The 18,740-nt window shown below is 46.1% G+C and carries 14 protein-coding genes; 5 read left to right on the top strand and 9 right to left on the bottom strand.

Going from position 1 to position 18,740, the window contains the following annotated elements:
* Nucleotides 1-87: 87 nt before the first annotated feature.
* Together PSE7367_RS08340 and PSE7367_RS08335 are read left to right on the top strand one after the other, a co-directional pair.
* Nucleotides 88-525: a SufE family protein gene (locus PSE7367_RS08340; protein ID WP_015164935.1), complete on the top strand. Its 438-nt coding sequence runs from the start codon at nt 88-90 to the stop codon at nt 523-525.
* Between the two features lie 606 nt (nt 526-1,131).
* The gene (locus PSE7367_RS08335; RefSeq protein ID WP_015164934.1) at nt 1,132-1,515 is read left to right on the top strand and encodes a DUF760 domain-containing protein; all 384 of its coding nucleotides are present in this window, start codon (nt 1,132-1,134) and stop codon (nt 1,513-1,515) included.
* 395 nt (nt 1,516-1,910) lie between these two features.
* Here the strand turns inward: PSE7367_RS08335 and crtR are convergent, their stop codons facing one another.
* Together crtR and PSE7367_RS08325 are read right to left on the bottom strand one after the other, a co-directional pair.
* Nucleotides 1,911-2,858 carry a beta-carotene hydroxylase gene (crtR, locus tag PSE7367_RS08330; RefSeq protein ID WP_015164933.1) on the bottom strand — a complete coding sequence of 316 codons (948 nt, stop codon included), beginning with the start codon at nt 2,856-2,858 and terminating at the stop codon, nt 1,911-1,913.
* A gap of 226 nt (nt 2,859-3,084) precedes the next feature.
* Nucleotides 3,085-6,825, bottom strand: a complete 3,741-nt coding sequence (locus tag PSE7367_RS08325; RefSeq protein ID WP_015164932.1) for a hypothetical protein — start codon at nt 6,823-6,825, stop codon at nt 3,085-3,087.
* A 265-nt stretch (nt 6,826-7,090) separates the two neighbouring features.
* Between PSE7367_RS08325 and PSE7367_RS08320 the strand changes: the two genes are divergently transcribed.
* Nucleotides 7,091-7,336 (top strand): hypothetical protein, encoded by a 246-nt coding sequence (locus PSE7367_RS08320; RefSeq protein ID WP_015164931.1) that lies wholly within the window; start codon nt 7,091-7,093, stop codon nt 7,334-7,336.
* Between the two features lie 282 nt (nt 7,337-7,618).
* Here the strand turns inward: PSE7367_RS08320 and PSE7367_RS08315 are convergent, their stop codons facing one another.
* Complete coding sequence (locus PSE7367_RS08315) at nt 7,619-7,837, bottom strand: hypothetical protein (RefSeq protein WP_015164930.1); 219 nt, start codon at nt 7,835-7,837, stop codon at nt 7,619-7,621.
* Nucleotides 7,838-7,969: 132 nt separating this feature from the next.
* Complete coding sequence (locus PSE7367_RS08310) at nt 7,970-9,850, bottom strand: DUF3352 domain-containing protein (protein ID WP_015164929.1); 1,881 nt, start codon at nt 9,848-9,850, stop codon at nt 7,970-7,972.
* A 389-nt stretch (nt 9,851-10,239) separates the two neighbouring features.
* On the opposite strand from PSE7367_RS08310, the gene PSE7367_RS08305 reads away from it, so the two are divergent.
* Nucleotides 10,240-11,637 (top strand): UDP-N-acetylmuramoyl-tripeptide--D-alanyl-D-alanine ligase, encoded by a 1,398-nt coding sequence (locus tag PSE7367_RS08305; protein ID WP_015164928.1) that lies wholly within the window; start codon nt 10,240-10,242, stop codon nt 11,635-11,637.
* Nucleotides 11,638-11,825: 188 nt separating this feature from the next.
* Here PSE7367_RS08305 and PSE7367_RS08300 read toward each other — a convergent pair whose 3' ends face one another.
* The 3 genes from PSE7367_RS08300 to hpsJ-A (PSE7367_RS08290) form a co-directional block, all read right to left on the bottom strand.
* A complete protein-coding gene (locus PSE7367_RS08300) occupies nt 11,826-12,443 on the bottom strand; it encodes a PFE-CTERM domain-containing protein (RefSeq protein WP_198013453.1) in 618 nt (205 codons plus the stop codon).
* 247 nt (nt 12,444-12,690) lie between these two features.
* Nucleotides 12,691-13,575: an HpsJ-like protein, cyanoexosortase A-associated gene (hpsJ-A, locus tag PSE7367_RS08295; RefSeq protein WP_015164926.1), complete on the bottom strand. Its 885-nt coding sequence runs from the start codon at nt 13,573-13,575 to the stop codon at nt 12,691-12,693.
* A gap of 457 nt (nt 13,576-14,032) precedes the next feature.
* Nucleotides 14,033-14,947 (bottom strand): HpsJ-like protein, cyanoexosortase A-associated, encoded by a 915-nt coding sequence (hpsJ-A, locus tag PSE7367_RS08290; protein ID WP_015164925.1) that lies wholly within the window; start codon nt 14,945-14,947, stop codon nt 14,033-14,035.
* Nucleotides 14,948-15,742: 795 nt separating this feature from the next.
* Between hpsJ-A (PSE7367_RS08290) and PSE7367_RS08285 the strand changes: the two genes are divergently transcribed.
* Nucleotides 15,743-16,510, top strand: a complete 768-nt coding sequence (locus PSE7367_RS08285) for a hypothetical protein (RefSeq protein ID WP_015164924.1) — start codon at nt 15,743-15,745, stop codon at nt 16,508-16,510.
* Between the two features lie 472 nt (nt 16,511-16,982).
* Here the strand turns inward: PSE7367_RS08285 and PSE7367_RS08280 are convergent, their stop codons facing one another.
* Both PSE7367_RS08280 and PSE7367_RS08275 read right to left on the bottom strand, forming a co-directional pair.
* Complete coding sequence (locus PSE7367_RS08280; protein WP_015164922.1) at nt 16,983-18,131, bottom strand: metallophosphoesterase family protein; 1,149 nt, start codon at nt 18,129-18,131, stop codon at nt 16,983-16,985.
* 45 nt (nt 18,132-18,176) lie between these two features.
* Nucleotides 18,177-18,644 carry an ATP synthase subunit C gene (locus PSE7367_RS08275; protein ID WP_015164921.1) on the bottom strand — a complete coding sequence of 156 codons (468 nt, stop codon included), beginning with the start codon at nt 18,642-18,644 and terminating at the stop codon, nt 18,177-18,179.
* Nucleotides 18,645-18,740 lie beyond the last annotated feature (96 nt).

Here is an 18,740-nt window from a genome sequence, read left to right as displayed (position 1 = left end):
TAATTTAGTCTGCAGGCGAGCACTTGATCGGTAAAACAGCGGCTCTTTTGACCATTAGACCTAACTTCAGCTTCATCCTTAATATCTATGCAAGAAGTTCAATCCACTGCGTCCCAACTCCCAGAATCAATCGATCGCCTCTTGAAGCGGTTTCAGCGCCTGAGTGATCCCAAGCAACGCTATGAACAGTTGATTTTGTATGGGCAGAAGTTGGCTGCATTCCCGGAATCGGCTAAGTTGCCTGAAAACAAGGTGCCAGGTTGTGTATCCCAGGTATATGTGACCGCTAGCCTGGATCAAAATGGCAAGGTTGTTTATCAGGGTGAATCTGATGCCTTGATTAGTAAAGGATTTGTGGGCTTTTTGGCCACGGCGCTAAATGGCCTGAGCACTGAAGCGATCGCCGAGCTTAACCCGGATTTTATTAAAGATACTGGGCTAGCGGTGAGCCTCACTCCTTCACGGGCGAATGGCTTTTTTAATGTGTTTAAGACTATGCAGCAAAAGGCAATCCAATTAGGTTAATGGCCTGTGCATCGTAATATTGATAATGTTTTCAATGCTATCATCACGCCTCAATGTGACCAGAATCACAAAGTTATGGTCTATTTGCATGTATATTTCTGATCAAGTTCTACATTACATTGCGGATTGAATCATAAATTTGAAGATGCGATCGCTGATTATGCAAATAATTGAGATGCCAATCTGGATAAGCTTTGTTGGTTAGCAGATCTAAGATCTAAATTAATGCCGCTGATCTCTCGCTGATCTAGTGATCTAGCTATTACCACCATGCATTTGCCCCAAGCTCAAGTAAATTATTTAACCACTGCTGATCCAATGCCGATCGTCCGATGCCGATGATTTACTCAGAGATTAGGCAAGCTTAGCGATCGGATTGGGTTACACGAACGAAACGGTTAACCAACATGTGTTAGGGTGTGGCATATGTGACACCTGCTAGATATATATCTTGATACCTATAAAGATGGGAAAGAACCTATAAAGACGGAAAAGAATTGTTAGCATTCGGTTTACCACCCCCACAGATACGGTTACAGCACAGTGTCTAGTATGTGACAATATATTAAAGTAGAGTCCTACAGCAACATTTAGGAGTTACCAACAATGTTTGAAGTGCGCAACATGGATGCTAATAACAATCGCTTGTTGGCATATATGCAAGAGCAATCGCCAGAGGCGTTAGCAGAGGTAGCGCAGTCGATCAGCCCCGAAGTTCGTCAAATCATCTCCCAAAATATCCAAAGCCTGGTTGGCGTTCTACCTCCTCAGCATTTTGATATCAGCATTACTACCGATCGTGAGAATCTATCCAGCCTCCTGGGATCGGCGATGATGACTGGTTATTTCCTCAAGGGAATGGAAACGCGGATGGTTTTGGAGCAAAGTTTTGCGGTCTCTTCGCAACCAGTTACTGAGACCAAAGATGATATTAATGAAACTCAGCTAGGATTGGAAGTAGATGCTGAGCAGTCTGAAAAACCTGAATAAAATCAAGCTCTCCAGCTTAGTAGTTCAGTGATTTAAGTTATTAAGTTAGTAGCTTTAATTAATTACCAATGCTTAATTAATGGGGGGCTTATGAGGGGTTTGCGATCAACATCCTGCTCATCGGTCAAGCAGCTACTAATTCTTTGATCTTATGCAACAACAGTTTGATCACGAACGATCGCTAAAGTCGTAATAGATTTATCCGGTAACTACTGGTAATGGCAAGCTAAAGGGAAGCAAAATCGATCGAACTCAGGTGATCCAGCTAGTCGAGACTTTCACTAAACAAGTTAAAACTATAAATAAAATAATCAATAAATTAGGCTCCCGATAATTGCTGATCAGGAGCCTTACTTATTTTGTTTTGTCTTATATTTTTGGTCTTATTTAGATGTTTAATGCTCAGAGTTGGTTAATTCACTTTCCAACTCTGGTTTGTTTATTTTTTCAGCATTATGCGTTTCTTGCTTTTTGCCATGAAAGCGAATGCCCAGAAATATATCGTACACAAAGCCAGTAAAGTCAGGCATTTTGAGCAATTCCAAGCTCTGCGGCGACTCCTTTTGATCTAGTAATGGCTTCATTTTAAGATAGGCCGGTCGGTAGCTGTACCAGGGTACAGAAGGCCAGAGATGATGCACCAGATGGTAGTTTTGGCCAAGCAATAAAATATTCAAAAGCCAACTTGGATAGACTCTGGCATTCTTCCAGCGATCGCGTGCTTTGAAAGGGCGATGGGGCAGATAGTCAAAAAACAAGCCCAAGGCCAGACCCATGATTGCCGCCGGACAAAACCAGAAATTCATGATGTAGCCCAGAAAGCCAAAGTAATAGCCAGCAGATAGAACCGTAACTAATATGCCGCGTGAGATTGCCCATTCCCATAGCTCAAACTTACGCCACAGCTTTCGCTGAAAGAAAAATACTTCGTGGTAGAAAAACCTGACCGCGATCAACCACAATGGGCCGCCGGTGGAGACAAAATGGTCTGGATCATTCTCTGGATCATTAACATTGGCATGGTGCTGCATATGTACCCGCGTAAAAACAGGATAAACAAATCCCTGCAACACCGCAGAAACATGACCCACAGCGGCATTAATGGCTCGATCGCGGTGAGCCACCCCGTGCGAGGCATCATGAATCACCGTGCCCAACACATATAAAGAAACAAAATTTGCAAAGAATACACACCAGTTAGGCCAATTCCATGCCCAGTAACCCGTCGTAGAAATTATCAATAGCCCGATCGAGCCAAAGAACAGAGCCAAAGTTGGATTAAACCCCTTTGGCGGCCCCATGTATTCGATTGGTACAGTCAGGGCTTTCCCTGTCTGCTGCATGTTTACACTCCCCAGCTGTTGTGTCACCTATAAAAATTTAAGTAAGTTTAATAAATTAGTTTTAATTAGCCTTTCTCAGTTGCCAGTCAACGCGGCTTACTTTATTTATTGGTTTTAATTCGCTCATCAAGCTGTGGCAGCTAATTTGAGTAAACTGCCTTTTGTAGTATAAGACACCAGATTACCGATTGTATAGTTTTGTTGCGCTTTTTTAGTTGGGTGAATTTTAAGGCAAATCAAAATCGATCGGGGCTTGGTTGCCCATATTGGGCGGTGTGACCGATCGGGTGAGTCGGGCTTTATGGCTTTCTCGCTGAGTCAGCATTTCCACCGCGATCGCCTCGAAGGCAACTTCCATGCTGCCCAATGGGAGCGTGATATGGGTTTGGCTGGTAACCTGGCTGCCATCTTCGATCGTGGCAAAGTCAAACAGCCAGCGAGGGCCATCTACCAGGGAGCGAGTTTGACAATCTTTGACCCAGATTTTAACTGCCAGCCGTGGCGCGATCGCCGCTAGTTTGACCCTAACTAATACAGGCACACCAGCCGTTAGGTTTTGCTCATCAACCTCCAGGCTTGGTCGTGGCACCAGTTCATGCTCGGCCAGCTTGGGCACATTCGCAGCATTGGCATTTTGATTACCATAATTACGATTAACTTGATTGGCTGGATTATTTGGATTATTTAGATTATTTAGATTACCAACGGCAGCGCCCTGGTTAGTTGGTGGCGAGCTTTGCTGGGGTGGATTTGATTGAGTTCCTCTGCTAGTAATCCTAGGTGATTGCTGCTGATGGGATGGATTCATTGTTTGATTTCCTGTTGGGATTGCCTGGCCTGGCCGCGTGGTTTCTTGCCGATCGCTGTTGTGATTCATGCCCAACTGTTGAGATTGCGGCATCAAGGTTGGATCATCAACTACGATCTCATCAAATTCCTGCGATCGACTCAATTGCTGGGCTGACAAGGGCTGATTGCCTGAGGTTGACGCAACCCGCTGGGGGGCTTGGTTGGATTCGGGGGCAGCTTGCTCATTTTCACCGGATTGGCTAGATTGATCCAAGTTTGTGGCTTGGCGATCGGTATCGATCAACATCTGCTCTAGCTCGTTGGAAAGTTCTTCTAGCTTGGGATCGGCTGCCTCGATTGAGCTGGCAGGTTCAGAGGGAATTTGAGCCCGATCGAAATCTTCACCAGGGAATAAGTCATCTATGGCACTGGTGGTATCCTCGTGAGCCATTTGGGCTGATTCAATCACAGGGGCAGAGACATCATCATTGCGATCACCCACATCACGATCGCTAATCGCAAAATCTGCTGGTGGTGGTGTGATTATCTTGCCGCTTTGTGATGCTTCTGAGTCTTCCTTAGGTGGTTGAGTTAGTTGCCCAGATTGCTCTAATTGCTTTGAGCGATCATCATCTTGGGTTTCTTGCTCTTGGTCGCCCTGGGAAAAAATTTGTAACTTAGAAAGAAAACGATCGCCCAAACCTTGCTTGTTTGCCTGTTCAGAATCTGACTCCGTTTCAACTTGGTCAGGTGATGGCGAAGAAGATGCTGGTTCTGCCGCATCCTGCTCAAGCTCTGCGGCTCGATCTACCACAACATCTGTAATTGAATCTATTGAATCTGTTAAATCGCTTAGATCACCGCGATCATGCTCTTCTGGTTGCTTGCTTTGCTCGTCTAAATTTGGTACTCGATTGAGGTCAAAGCTAATATCTAATTCAGGATCAGCCGACTCTAAATCAGCACGATCTAGGCCCTCATCGTCCCTAAAATCACTAATCCCGCGAATTTCCGGAATCGCTAGTAACTCCTCCGGCGTATCGGCTAGGGACAGAGGATCAGGCGATCGCATTGCGTCTTCCCAGAATTCCAGCGCATCAGAACTAATGGCGATCGCTGGATCATCAAAGTCATGGGGATCTTCAAAGGAATATTGGGGCTCGTCTTCTTCAAACCCATAGCTCAATTCAGATGTTTCAGTGTCGTCTTTTGCTTGCGCTTGGGAATATTCATCTAGATTTTCAATTCCAGAATCTTCTAAACCAGATTGAGCGGCAGTCAATGGATCGGTTGGTGCTGGTGCGATCGGTTGATTCCCTGGCTTAGAGAGCTTTGGCAAGGCTGGCTGGGCTAAGCTGGATGCTGGTTGCGGCTGGATTGGCTGAGATTGTTGAGGCGGTTGAATTTGTGATTCTGGTGGTGATGTTTGCACACCCCAAATATCTTCAAACTGCTGGGTTTGTTGAGGTTGTTGCTCTTGTGGTAGCGGCTGAGAAGATTCTTCAGTTTCAGGCTGATCCTGATTAGGTGGGGGTGGCAAATGGGGTAGATCAATTTGATTTGAGCCTGTGGTTGAACTTTGATTAGCGTTGGCAGCAGCTTGACGCTGTTTAGCGGCTTGGTTTTGGCGCGCAATTTGGGGTAACTCAGGGATGGCTAAAGGTTTGCGATCGGACAATTGGGACAATTGGGGCGATTCGGGCGATTGGGATGCTGCTGTTTGGTCTTTTACCTCTGCTGCTAATTGTTCCGCCGTGGGGGCTAAATCTTGATGCGCTTGATTTTGAGCATTTGAAGCTGAACTACTTGAACTGGTTACATCAGTTACGCTAGGGCTAAGCGGTAAATTAAGTGGCTGAGTAGCAAGTGGTTCCTCCTTGAGGGTAGCGGTAGCCGCTTCGATCGGTGTAGGCACATCTGAGCTGGCTGCATTTGCCGCTAAATCTGCCTCCGTTTGGGTGGCTTCCGCAAAATCAGCGATCGCTGCAGCGGCTTGGGCAGCTTCGGCCAACAAATTGGCAGACTGATAGGTGACGGTAATTGGTTGGTGAGTTAAATATTTTTGCTCTACTTCGCTGGCTAGTTCCAAATCAAGATCGCCAGGATGTAAGCGCACCTCACCGATCATCACCTGGGATTGCTCTAGATCTGGTATTTCCACCGCGCAGCTAAACGGAAACGGTGGCTCGCTCTGCGTTGCTGGATCGTTATCAAGCTCATAATTAATATCAATATTAATATCAATACTGGCATTGGCTAAATCACTGAGATCGCTGGGATCTTTGAGATTTATGTCGATCGTGCCAGGTACATAGGCCAACCCTGTAATCTGCAATGTTTGCCCAGCAGAAATCAAAAATTGGCTTTGGTCTAGACTGAGCAGTTGGGATGGCAGGGCAGTCTCATTTTCGATTGCTAAATCATCTGCCAAATCATCGGTCTGGTTGTCTAGTTCTTCTTGGTTGGTTAATTCGGCAACCGCATCTGTTGCAGCATCTGTTGAAGCATCAATTGCTTGGTTAGGTGATGCCGCCAGATTTTGACTTGCATCTTGCATATCGCGGTCATTGCGATCGAGGTCAAAGCCTAAATCCTGATCCAGCGCAATACTCACTTCAGGCTGATCGCCAGCATTAGCCGCTGAGCTTGATCCTGATATTGATTCTTCCCCTCTAAATTTTCTTAAGCGATCGCCCGGCGTGGAGACTGCTGGTTGAGGCTCAAGATCGCCCATCACATCTATGCCGCCCAACTGCTCACTTTCACCAACTGGATGACTAGTCTCCCAATCGGGGTGATTAAGTTGCAGCTCGATCGCCAACTCCGGTGAAATTGGCAATACATCAAACCGAATGCTGGTTGACCAGGGCTTTTGGCCTGCAGTGGCGGTTTCGAGCGCGAAGCAAAATATCTGCCAGGTGCCAGGGGTGAGGTGGTTGTAGGGCGTAACAATTAGCAGCCCTTCGGCATTGGTGCGCTTGGAGAGCTTTTGCTGTAAAGGTTGATAACCAACCTCATCGCTAGGGCTATAGCGGATTTGAATGCCGATCGGTGATTCCAGGAAGCTAGACTTAGCGGCGAGCCGATATTGACCCTCCAGGATTTCCACCGTTGGTACTTCCAACGGCAACCAGGATTTATCACCCCTTTTTTGCAGTAAAAACTCCCAACTCTCCATAGGGCTTCACGCTCTGCTCAATCTAGATGCTTATGATTCTGATGCTTGTTATGCTGCAATATAAACCCATAAATTCATAGTTGCAAACTTTTACATAAAAACTAAAGCTATTGTTGTTTTTGTAGCTTGGCAAGAGAGAGACTAAAGCAACCTAATTCGAGTATTTAAGCGATCGCAAGATGCTAGAGAAGGTAATAACAAAATTGCCGAACTGGTTGAGTAGGTTTGCCATGATTCTATAAATTTAGAGTTTGATAATTAGAGAATGATTAATATTGACCCCTATATGTATAAATATATGTATAAAACAATCTGGTCAGCAGCAGACCAGGAATTTGTGGGACTTTGCGAGGAATTCCCTAGCTTGTCTTACTTAGACCCAGATCGTCAGGCTGCCTTTGTCGGCATTGTAGCGTTGGTTGAATTTGTGGTAAAGGACATGCAGGCCAATGGTGAGCAATTGCCTGTGCCAATAGTCGATCGCAATCAGCAGCAAGTTCATATTATTTAGCCGAACAATAAAAACACCGACAAGTAGCTTGCCGGCATTTGGGGTTTAGGTTCTGTAAGTTTAGTTAAATTGAGGAGTTAGCAAAACTAACTATCAGACTTGGGAACAGTTACGACTATTGCTAATTTAGCAAATTTCTCAAGCAGGGCTTGGATTTACTCTATGCCGATCGGATTTTGCTTAGATGTTTCCATGCCCTTCATCGAACATCATTGATCGCATTTACTCATTAACGGGTTAAATTAGCAGCGCGATCGATAAGGCTACAAGCTCAAGCGGTTTCTAATCGATCACCTTCATTGACATGATCATTTCTTTGGCATCCTCATCGGGGATCGCCGCCAGCATGGCCAGAAATGACTTTTGGCTGAGCAGCATTTCATCAGCGGTGAAGGAAAAGTCTACACCAAGCTTTAAGCCCAGTTCAACAATCAAAAAATCTTTTACAAAGGTCGCTTCTAGATCATCACCTTGCCAAATATCCTGGTCTAGATAGTCCATTTTGGTCTTCCCGTGTTGGTTTAATATGCTTTTAATCGTGCCATAGCGATCGATTGCCTGCCTCATCTATCAGGGTAATGCGATCGGGTGAAAACCTGATTTGATTTTCATTAGTTTTCATGACCATAATGCCTAATTACCTGGTGTCGGTTTGAGCGTGATTAAGAAATCAAACCGACTGGTGTAATCATCGATCACAGTATTGGTGACGGCGATCCCCCGAATTGCATCGAGCACAATCCTGGCCTGGATATAACCACCACTGGATTTGACCTCGTTGGGAAAAATCTTATCCATCAATACCAGCGCCGAAGATACATTTAAATAAAAATAGCCTTGATTATCAGTCGGCAGGGCAGTAGTGCGAATTTTAAATTCACTGCTTTCGGGCAAAGAACCAGTGGGCGGTGGGATGAATTGCTTGGCCAGATCGCCAGTGGTCCAGAAGATATAGTCTTCGCTGGCATAACCGACCGTAGCTACTTTGGCGGCATCAGCTTGCCAGGTGGTTAGCTCCCGATCGCCAATAGTCTCTGTGCCCAATTCGATCCTTTGGGGTAACAATCCCCCCGCAGCGGTTTCGGCGACGGTGTTTAATTCTTGTAGGAAAGTGTCGCTGGCCTCTGGATCACTAGTTTGGATCAAAACAGTGAGCCCAAACCCGGCATTAGCAAGCGCACCCTGGGTAATGGGCAGCGCCGCGATCGCAAATTCACCATCCATCCAGGCGAGGATATCTTCTTCTAAATCCAAAAAAGACAAGTTTGCGGCCTGTTCCCTGAGCTGGTCAATAATAGCGCTTGAGGCAGGATTGTCGCCCGATTGCTCAACTAGCTTCTGCCAGGATTGCTTTAGGTTAGTGCCATTGACCACAAAGAAAGTTTCTTGCGGTAATAGCTTGAGCACTTCTGCGTTGGCGATCGCTTCATTGCCACTACTTGACTCTGGCTCACTGGATTCAGCTTCAGCTTCAGTCTCAGTTGCGGTTGCGGTAGTTTCACTAGACAGGCTATCGGTGAAGGGTACAGATTCTTGATTGTCTACCCCAGAATTATCAATGAAGCTGTTGGGATTCTGGCGATGGTTGTGCATTACGGCGCGGATGCCTTCTTTTTGCAAGCCCACGGCGATCGTAATTGCATCAATTTGGCTACGCGAGTGGGATAAAACCGGTTCACTCAGGTCAATCCGTGCCTGGGAGCCTAAAAACTCTACTGCGATCGAACCATCTAAATAGACCTTCGCCAGGCTTTCGGGCATTGTTTCGGTTTGTTCCAGGCGATCGACATAGCGAAAGTTGGGCTTTTCTGCCAGAGCGTTCTGCTCACCGGCATAGGTATCAAATACCCGCTCAATCAAATCTGGCGAGTTGGCGATCGCCACATAGTCTTTACCAAGGCTGGCGGTGATTACAAATACATTAGGATCGCGGGTGGTGGCTTCAAAATAGGCCGCACCTTTATATTCTTTGGTGGTAAAGTTGGCTCCCTGGGCAGCCAAGGCCGATCGATATTGCCCTAAAAATTCGGCGGCCTGATTGTGATTAGTAACAGTGGTAACCACCAGAGTTCCTGGAGGATTGTTGGGGTTTTCTGGATCGGGCACCAGAGCGGTCACAATATCACCACCCAGCCAGGGTTTAACATCCCGATCGAAATCTGCCTGACTTTGCTCAAGCAGACGATGCAGGGGCGATTGCTCCATCGTTTGGCTGAACAATTTTTGCGATTCCGGCGTACCAAATTGACTTAGTTTTTGCCAGGGACGCGATTCAGTGTTGAATGCAATCAAGAGATGCGCTTCCTGGGGAATCACTTTGGCGATCGCCATCAAGCCCTGGATTGGTTCCGGTTTCCGCCAGAAACCAAAATAGGCGATTGCCCCACCGATCGCTACAACTGCGGCACCAGCAGCGGCCAGGATTGGCAATGTGGCATTACTTTTCTTGCGTTTTGATGGGTTGCGCGGACGTGGCGATCGCTTCGGTGATTCGTTGGCGCTGTTATCAGCCATAGGATTAAAAGGATGTGAATGCGGTCAAAAAAGGCAGCGAATAGTGAGGTTGAATGAGCGATCGGCCAATGCTAGTTTATTTACCTTAGCCCGAATCGAGTTGCTAGATGAGGCGGAAGTTATTGATTTGGGGGCTAGATATTAGTTGGCTTGCCTAAATGCTCCAATAGCGACAGAGATCGTGATGCTCTCGTTTCGAGCCTGGACTTTGGCAAGAGTTCTATTTCCTAGATATCTAGATATCTAGATACTTAGATAGATATATTTAAGAGGTGCTCGTTTCGTGTGCGATTGTAAATCATTTACTGGCAATATTCCAGTGGCATATTCAGTTAGCATAAATAAACTAGCTAAACGACGTAAATAAAAATGTAAGTAAATCGGTGGTAATGACATTTAGTTGCACGATCGCGCAAGCAGCCGAGGCCATGAATGCGGTTGTGGTTGAGAGCAAGCCTACCAATGGCCAAGTTATTCAGGGGATTAGTACCGATAGTCGCCAGATTAAGCCCGGTCAGTTATTTGTGGCCTTACAAGGGGAAAATTTTGATGGGCATCGGTTTGTGGGCAGTGCGATCGCCCAGGGGGCAGTGGCGGTGGTGGTAAATCACCCGATCGAGATGGTGGTAGATCAACAGGGGCAACCGATCGCTCAACTGGTCGTAACCGACACACTCAGAGCCTATCAGGATTTAGCCCAATGGTGGTGTGCTGCAACTGGTGTGCCGATCGTAGCGATCACCGGCTCTGCGGGTAAAACCACTACCAAGGAGTTGATCGCCGCTTTACTAGGCTTGTATGTTAGACCTGGTAAACAGGTGCATAAAAACTATGCCAATTACAACAATGATATTGGTGTGGCGCATACCCTGCTGGCGATCGATCCAGAGCTACATGATTTTGCGGTGGTGGAAATGGCCATGCGTGGCCTGGGTGAGATTGCGCGATTGTCGCAAATGGCCAGCCCCAAGGTGGGGGTAATTACCAATATTGGCACCGCGCACATTGGCCGACTGGGTTCAAAACAGGCGATCGCCCAGGCTAAATGCGAGCTATTGGCAGAGATGCCCACTGATGGAATTGCGGTCTTAAATGCCGAAGATCAATTGCTGCTCGATACCGCCGCCCAGGTCTGGTCAGGACAGGTAATTACCTATGGTTTAAATAGTGGTGATGTGCGGGGTGATTGGCAGGGCAATACCTTGAGTATTGGCGATCGCAGGTGGCAATTGCCGCTGGTCGGCAGACATAATGCCCTGAATTTTTTGGCGGGGTTGGCCACGCTCAAAGCCCTGGGACTGGATTGGCAGATCATTAGCCAAACCCCAATCCGACCAGATATGCCCTCAGGCCGATCGCAAATTCATCACCTCACCAGCGATATTACAATTTTGGATGAGACTTATAATGCCTCGCCCGAAGCCACGATCGCTGCACTAGAGCTACTCGCCGCCACAACCGCCAAACGCCGCTGGGCAATCTTGGGCACAATGAAGGAGTTGGGCACTAAGTCCGCTGAATTACATGGCCAGGTGGGGCAAAAAGTGGCCGATCTGGGGATTGATGGTTTGATCGTGTTGGCAGACGGTGAAGCGGATGCGATCCTGGCGGCGGCTCAAGCTAGCGAGAATCCGCCACAATTAATCATTAGTTGCCAGAGTCACCAAGAGCTTATCGATCGCCTGCAAGGGCTAATCCAAAGTGGCGATCGCTTGTTGTTCAAAGCTTCTCACTCGGTGGGGATGGACAAGGTGGTTCAGGCGTTGATCGCGGCTAATCAAGAGTAGGGGCGATCGATCGCTAGTAGCCCAGCAAAATTCACCGCTATTAATACAAACACAATTAATATATTAAATACAACTAAGAGCCACAACCTAAACTAGTCATGGCTCATTGAAAGATACTTAGATTTATTGTCTGAAAAGGTAATTAGCTAATTATTAACCATTTGACCAAGCAAAGGCATTCCAACTCTCTAGGCGGTTACTTTCTCTTCGCTAAGTACCACGGAGTTACCTTTTTTCTTTTTTCTGCGGATTTGGTCAGCGGCAAACAAACCACCAAACAAGGCCAAGCCAACTGCGGGGCTAAATTCAAATGGTACAGGAGTTAGAACTAGGGTGTCAGGAGGTGTTGTGCCCGTAAACCGAGTTGCGCCAGTTGTGTCATTTGTTTCATCCCCTGACCAGAAATAGGTAATATGGTTAGAAGACAACTGACCCCAGTTGGCAAAAACACTAGTTGAAATTTCATAATTACCAGCCGCAGGCGGAGCACCACCTACAACCGTAGTATCGTCAATGGCCTGACCAAATTGAGGCAGGATCCCAGAGAATGTATAGGTACTTGGCCCCATTGCCTGATTGCCAGAGATCGTTGAGGAAACACCAGCACCCACAGTGAAAGTCCAATCAACCTGAATATTACCGCCACCTTGATCAACAGCACTAAGAAGTCCAGATACAGTGCCGGAGCTGCCACCCTGATCAAACTCACCACTCATGATGTAGTCCAGGGCAGATGCAGGCATTGCAACACTAGTAATTCCCCCAGCGATCGCTGCAGTGCAGGCTAACTTCAAGGCGTTCTTCATTAATTCCATGTTTCCGTTAAATTCCTGTGTCAAACGCAATAGCTAGTTCAGTTGGATCTAAGTATCGAATCCGTGCAATCACTCACCACAATAACATAGCATTCTTTCTATTTATTGCAATGCGCCAAATGTCAATTTTTAAAACTCAATAACATTATGAGTCTGGTGAACATAATGTTAAGTCAAAGCAAACAAACATATAAAGCTCTGGCTTAGTAGATAAATGCATAGTATGCGGTTACGTTGCTCATAATAACCTACCTACCTCACTAGATTTCCGTGTACTACGATACTGACGCACCCATTTACTCTGCTGCCAGATGCCCAGAAACGCAAAGCCAGCGATCGCAGTAGTTAGCACTACCCGCAGCGTATTTTTGATCAATCCCCTTTGGGCAATTTTAATATTTGCTTCGGAGTTTACCTGAATACTTGCGTCAGTTTGAGCCAAGGCATCAAGCATTTGCTGTCTGGTTGCCTGCGGATTTTCTAGTTGCGGAATCCCAGGCAATCGATTGACTGTGGCATACAATGCACCAATTTCCTGGGGGGTTTTAGCTGCCAGCACTTGCTCTTGCATAGTAGTAATATCTGCAGACTGCTGTAGCACCTGGGCATTTGCTTGGGTATTGTTGCGATGGTCAATCCGAAAAGCATTATTAATTGCCAGGGGGATGAGTAAAAAATAGGCGATCGAGATGACCAGACAGAGCCAGGATAAAAAGCTCAATAACCTTACTTCGGCGCGACGGAGTTTATGACCCCGCCGGAAAAAAACCAGTAGCATCCCCAACAATGGAGCCCACACTTTTCCTGCCACCAGCGCGATCGTTTGGTATTGCCAGTTTTGATCAAATAGGCGAGGGGGTAATAAAGTATCGCCAAAATCCACCAGGGCTAAACCCAGCAAACTATAGCCAACCAGTGCCACCAGATTACTTGAGCTATTTTCGACCCATTCTTTAAACCTTGAAGATTCATTGCTATCTTGGTTTAGATTATCCTGATCCAGAAATGTTTTACTTTTAGGTCTAGATTTAGTTGTGATTCTGTTTGGAGTCAGGGAGGTGGGCTTGCCGATCGCCATGCCGTTCTGAGTCATTGGCTGGCCGGTGTGATTGGATTGACTCATGATTATTAATCAAGGATGTTTACGCTTGCCTAATGTATTTAGAGCTGCATAAGCTGTCCAATTAACACTTGGATTAATAACTGGACATGCCTTGTAAAAGCATTACTCTAGTCACCCAGCATCTAGAATTATTTACACTTATGCGCCCCAAATGCCTATCTACGATTTGGTTAGCATTAGTTAGTAAATCTTGTTCACATGCCCTGATTTAAGGTTCAGGGTAATAGGCAAAGCGAATCACATGAACAAACAGCTACGCCATAACACTTAAGACAATGTGCTTAGGTTTAATTAATATACTACCTAGACCATATTGTGGCTAGCAGTAAGTAGATCTTGATGCAAGCACGTAAACTCCATAACCCCTGTCCATCATGGGCTAGAGCGGTAATATGAGAGGTGGATCTGCAGCTAAAATCCGATCGCAATTCCAAACTACTGATTGACTACTGATTAACTACTGATTACGGACAACGTTGCTATATTGTCTGGCCCAATTGCTAAGCTGCCAAATTTTGAGAAACAATAGTCCAGCAAGCAGAGTGGAGATTACCTGCCGCACTGCATTTTTTAATAGCTTCTTTTGGCTGATCGCAATATTGGTATTGGTGGTAGTTTCAACCGCCACTTTCTGCGCAGCTAATTGCTCTAGTAATTCTTGTTTGAGTGGTTCAACTTGATCAGGCTCGATCCGGGGAATGCCAGGTAAACGATTGACTTGCGCCACCACTATACCTACTTCTTGGGCGGTATTAGCCTCTGCCAGAGTTGTCTCAAGCTGACTAATCTGCTGGGTGCGTTGCACCAATTGGGTATTTGCCTGGTCGCGGTTGTTCTTATCCAGCCGATATGAATTTGCTACAGTGCTGGGAATTAAAAGTAAATAGACAACTGCAAAGATCATCGGAATCCAGGAAACCCAGCCCAAAATTTTGATTTCCAGTTCGCCAATCCGGCCTCGACCCCGAAAAAAGATCAGCATCATTCCCAGCAGTGGTGCCCACACTTTGCCCACCAATTGGCCGACTGCATCCAATTGCCAGCCTGGATCAAATAATCGTGGTGGCACCAGGGTGAAGGTAAAGTCAATCAAGGCAAGCCCCAGCAAACCATAGCCAATCCAGGTAACCAGGCTATAGGAATTATGCTCAATCCATTCACCAAACCCAGTCGCATCGTTTTCTTCGGCAAATTGGTTTAGTGGGGCTGCGTTTTGACGAGGCTTGGCCTTAGTTGGCGATTCACCTGTAATTTCTGGCAGTTGTTCGCCAGGCTGATGGATTCTTTGGGGATGATTGAGCGGCGGGCGGCGGGGGCGCTCTGGTCGATCGGAGCGATCGGGCTGTTTAGGTCGATTGGAAGGACGGTTCATGATTTGAATATTAATGATTTCTTGTTTTCACATGATTTGAATAGCGATCGCTACGATTAAAGAGCAAACTATCGGCATTTCAGGTAAAGTTCTGCCGACGGTTAGTTAGGGCTTGCGACGATCGCTCAGGCTTAAATGAGCCAGAATTTAATAAATTTAAACACTAAAATCGGCTATGTAGGCAATTTGGTGATTTGATCCGTCAAAATTAGCGGCTAAATCCGACTTTTAATTGCCACTAAAGACCATAGAATCAAACTAGATCTTGATTCAGTAAACATATCATGCAGGGAGAATTAAATGGCCTTGCTGGGGCAGTTGGGCAAACCAGGTTTAAAGTTGTCAGGGCTCTAAATTTTATGGCTAATTTGCCCTGATCAATAATTAGCAATTGACAGTTCCAATCAGGCCAGAATAATTGGTGATCTGAGCCTGAATCTGGTCTTAATCCGCAAGTTGATTATCAAGTTGATCATGGGCTTAACTGTTTTTTGCGGGCAGTAAGTTGTATGATTTTTATATTAGGGGTGGCGCTTCACAATTTAACCACTTGCAGAAAAGTACCAATTTAAGGTCAATCTAGGGCTCTTTCGGAGCAAATTAGATTTTTGCAAGTCACCTATTCACTAAATTCTTCTACTAATCTAAATATCTAACTGAATATCTGAATATATTTATATAGTCTCTAAACTATATTCCCTAAACATATTGACTAATTGAGCTTGAGCGAGATCTAAGATTAGATTTCGATCGGCAGGTTTGCTTATGGCAGCGTTTCGGAGCAAGTAACATCCTATGCAAAAAATTTTCCAGTTTAAAACTATAGCTAAACCCATCGCTAAATCCAAATCCAAATTTAGCTTGATCGCAAAATTCATTGGTGCGCTGAGTGGCAGTATTGCTATGTTTGCCGCCGCTGGCAGTGCGATCGCCGGTGATTCGCCCTATTTTGATCAATGGGGTAAGTTCATTTATCACTATGCCGATCAGACCGATCGCTTTGATCAGCCTTTAGCTGCTGAGATTGATGCGGCAATGGCTCTGTTGGCGATTCAGTCGCCCCTTGATGCTGAAGTTTCGATGCGCGAATATGCGATCGCGGTCGAACGCGCCCGATTGTTGATGGAAAAGGCCAGAATCCTGGCTCCTAATTCGCCCTTGCTATTACCAATGTCATCGGCGATCGCCCATCACCAGCTAGCTTTGCAGTTTTGGGACGATTGCTCAGAGCTGTTGACCAATGAGTTTTTCTGTAATGAAAATATGGCATCGGTGAAGGCGGTGCTGCAAAAATATCCCAAACCTCGCAATGTTGAAGGCATCTTGCCGGATGTGACTGAAGTGTTGCGCCGCTATCCCAGACCCTGGCTGAAAACCAGAGTAAGAATTACTCGCCGTGAGGTGGTTGAATATGTGCCCACTTCGGAGCAAAAACGTGCTTTGGTTTTGCTATGGCAACAGGCTCAGGCTGACACGATGCTAGTGGAAAAACTAATCTGCCCGCCCACTCAATTCCCAGTGCCGATCGCACCACGTGTTGCGCCCAGCCCCAGACTATATTAGTTACATTAAAGGTCTACTACTCGACTACGTTAATTATGATTGGTCGCACTCTTGCAAAAGAGTTATCACAATCGCAAATTAAGCATCAAATTTATTGTGGTGGACTACTACTACCGCTTATTCTTGTAGTTAATGAAACAATTGAGCCGATTGAACCCACATTCCGCGCTTATAAAACGAAATTGATCAATTAAATATTGACGCTATATGTAGTACCCCAAACAATCTAAAACTCTATATATGGCATTTGGACAAATTATTATGAGCCAGTATATATGCTTATCAGTCTTAAGTCAGTTCTCTTGTTTTCTTGTGAAATTGACCAAGCTACGTGGTAATAAGGGCTTTGGGATTGCATCATCAATTTAATTATTGATTTTCCAAAGTAAACCGCGGAATGTCGGATTGAACTGAATTGATCGAGATTTAGAACTCTCAACCACCTACTAAACAATCAGCGCACTTACAAAAACTACGGGGACTCTGTTTTTAAGTAAGCAACGCCCCTGGCTACAAACTGATCGCGGTCTACATCGGCTGGTAGGTCGCGTTTTTGTAGAAAGTTGGTGGCCTCTTCGGCTAAGCTAACCTGGTTCGATCGCGGCTCATTCTGGTCAGCATAATCGCCATCTGCCTGGTTCACTGATGATTCAGGCGATCGTGGTGCGAATAAATAATGCACGGCTTCGGCTTGAAAGGTGCGAATTTGGCGATAGTCCAGTTGCCGTTGTACCGATCGCGGTAGGTTATCTACCCGTTGGCGCACAATTTTATTTTTAATTTCAGCTTGCGCTGCTTGCGCGGCGATCTTTTGGTTGATCTCGTTTGCCTCTAAGCCTTTGGCATCAATCGTGGGCAGGTCGATCGTTTCTCTGAGTCCCTTCAGGGCATGAAATTTATGTTTATGCGTGGCTAAATCAAACTCAATCAAGCCCTTGTCTTCGCCCGCTTCTTTCCAGATGTCATTGCTAGTGCGTTCGATCGCCCCAGCATAAAAGGCGTTATTACCCAGGTTGGTGTAGCTATGGTAATGGCCACATGCGACATAATCCCACTGCAAGTTTAGGAGTTTGGCTGGAACATCATAGCCACCGTAATCATTGATCCGATTGTTATCGACGGTGCCATGTAGCATCACCAGGTTATATTTAAACTCTGGATCGGGTTTGATGATTAAATCTTGAGCCTGCTCCAGGGAATTGTGGGGCAGACAAAATACTTTGGCGCGATCGCCATCTCGACCAGTTATCTCGATCGCTTCTGGCTTATTGGCAACAACCCTTACCTGTGGGATCAAGGCCAGTAATTCCAGAATACAGCGACTATCAGATGTGCGCACTGATTCGTGATTCCCGGCAATAATTACCACTTCTGTTGCACTGGCATAGCAAAATTTTGCCAGTTGTTTTTGAGCTTCGATGACCGCCAAATTACCGGGTCGTGGTACATGGAATACATCCCCAGCGATCAACAGTAAATCTGGAGCCAGTTCGATCGTGGCTTGGAGAGCTTTTTGAAAGGCCTGGGACACATCAGCCTCACGGCGATTGATGCCCACACTGGTAGTACGACTATAGGCACGAAATCCCAGGTGTAAATCCGCTAGATGAACTAACCGCATGGTATCTCGTGCCTATTCTTAATCTAATAACTATTGTGTAATTAACTAACCAGCATTAGTAGCAGCAGCTAGACCCTGATTGAGCACCAATGCAAAGGCCAGCATAAAGATTGCAAACCCTTCCACGATCCCAGCCGAGACCAGGGACTTAGCAAAAATCTCCGGCTTGCTCTTAGAAACATTGATCGCCATCGCGCAGCATTGACCTTGATAGATAGCGCTGAACATGAAGGCAAGCCCAGAAAGAATACCGATTCCAAGTACACCCACGCCAGTATCTGCCGAGACGCTACCGCGCAAGATAAACATCAACACAATGCCATAGATCGATTGGCTGGAAGGCATCGCCACCACGCCCAGGAAACGACCGTGTCCCGATTCAGTTTCCAACATTGCGCCATCAGCCGCCAAGCCTGCGATCGCACAACCAATACAGCTACCAATAATGCCACAGCCCATAGTGGCAATAAGACCGATATAGCCAAGGCCTAAAAAAATTGAGTCTGAATCCACGAGTAATGTCCCTATCTAAGTTTTAAATTTCCTCAACCGTATATCTCATCAGCCAACCTGTCGCTTGTTAGCACAGCAGCATATAAACCTGCGCTA

This window comes from Pseudanabaena sp. PCC 7367 (genome assembly GCF_000317065.1).
Classification (GTDB): domain Bacteria; phylum Cyanobacteriota; class Cyanobacteriia; order Pseudanabaenales; family Pseudanabaenaceae; genus Thalassoporum; species Thalassoporum mexicanum.
This window is presented reverse-complemented; position numbering and strand designations above follow the sequence as displayed.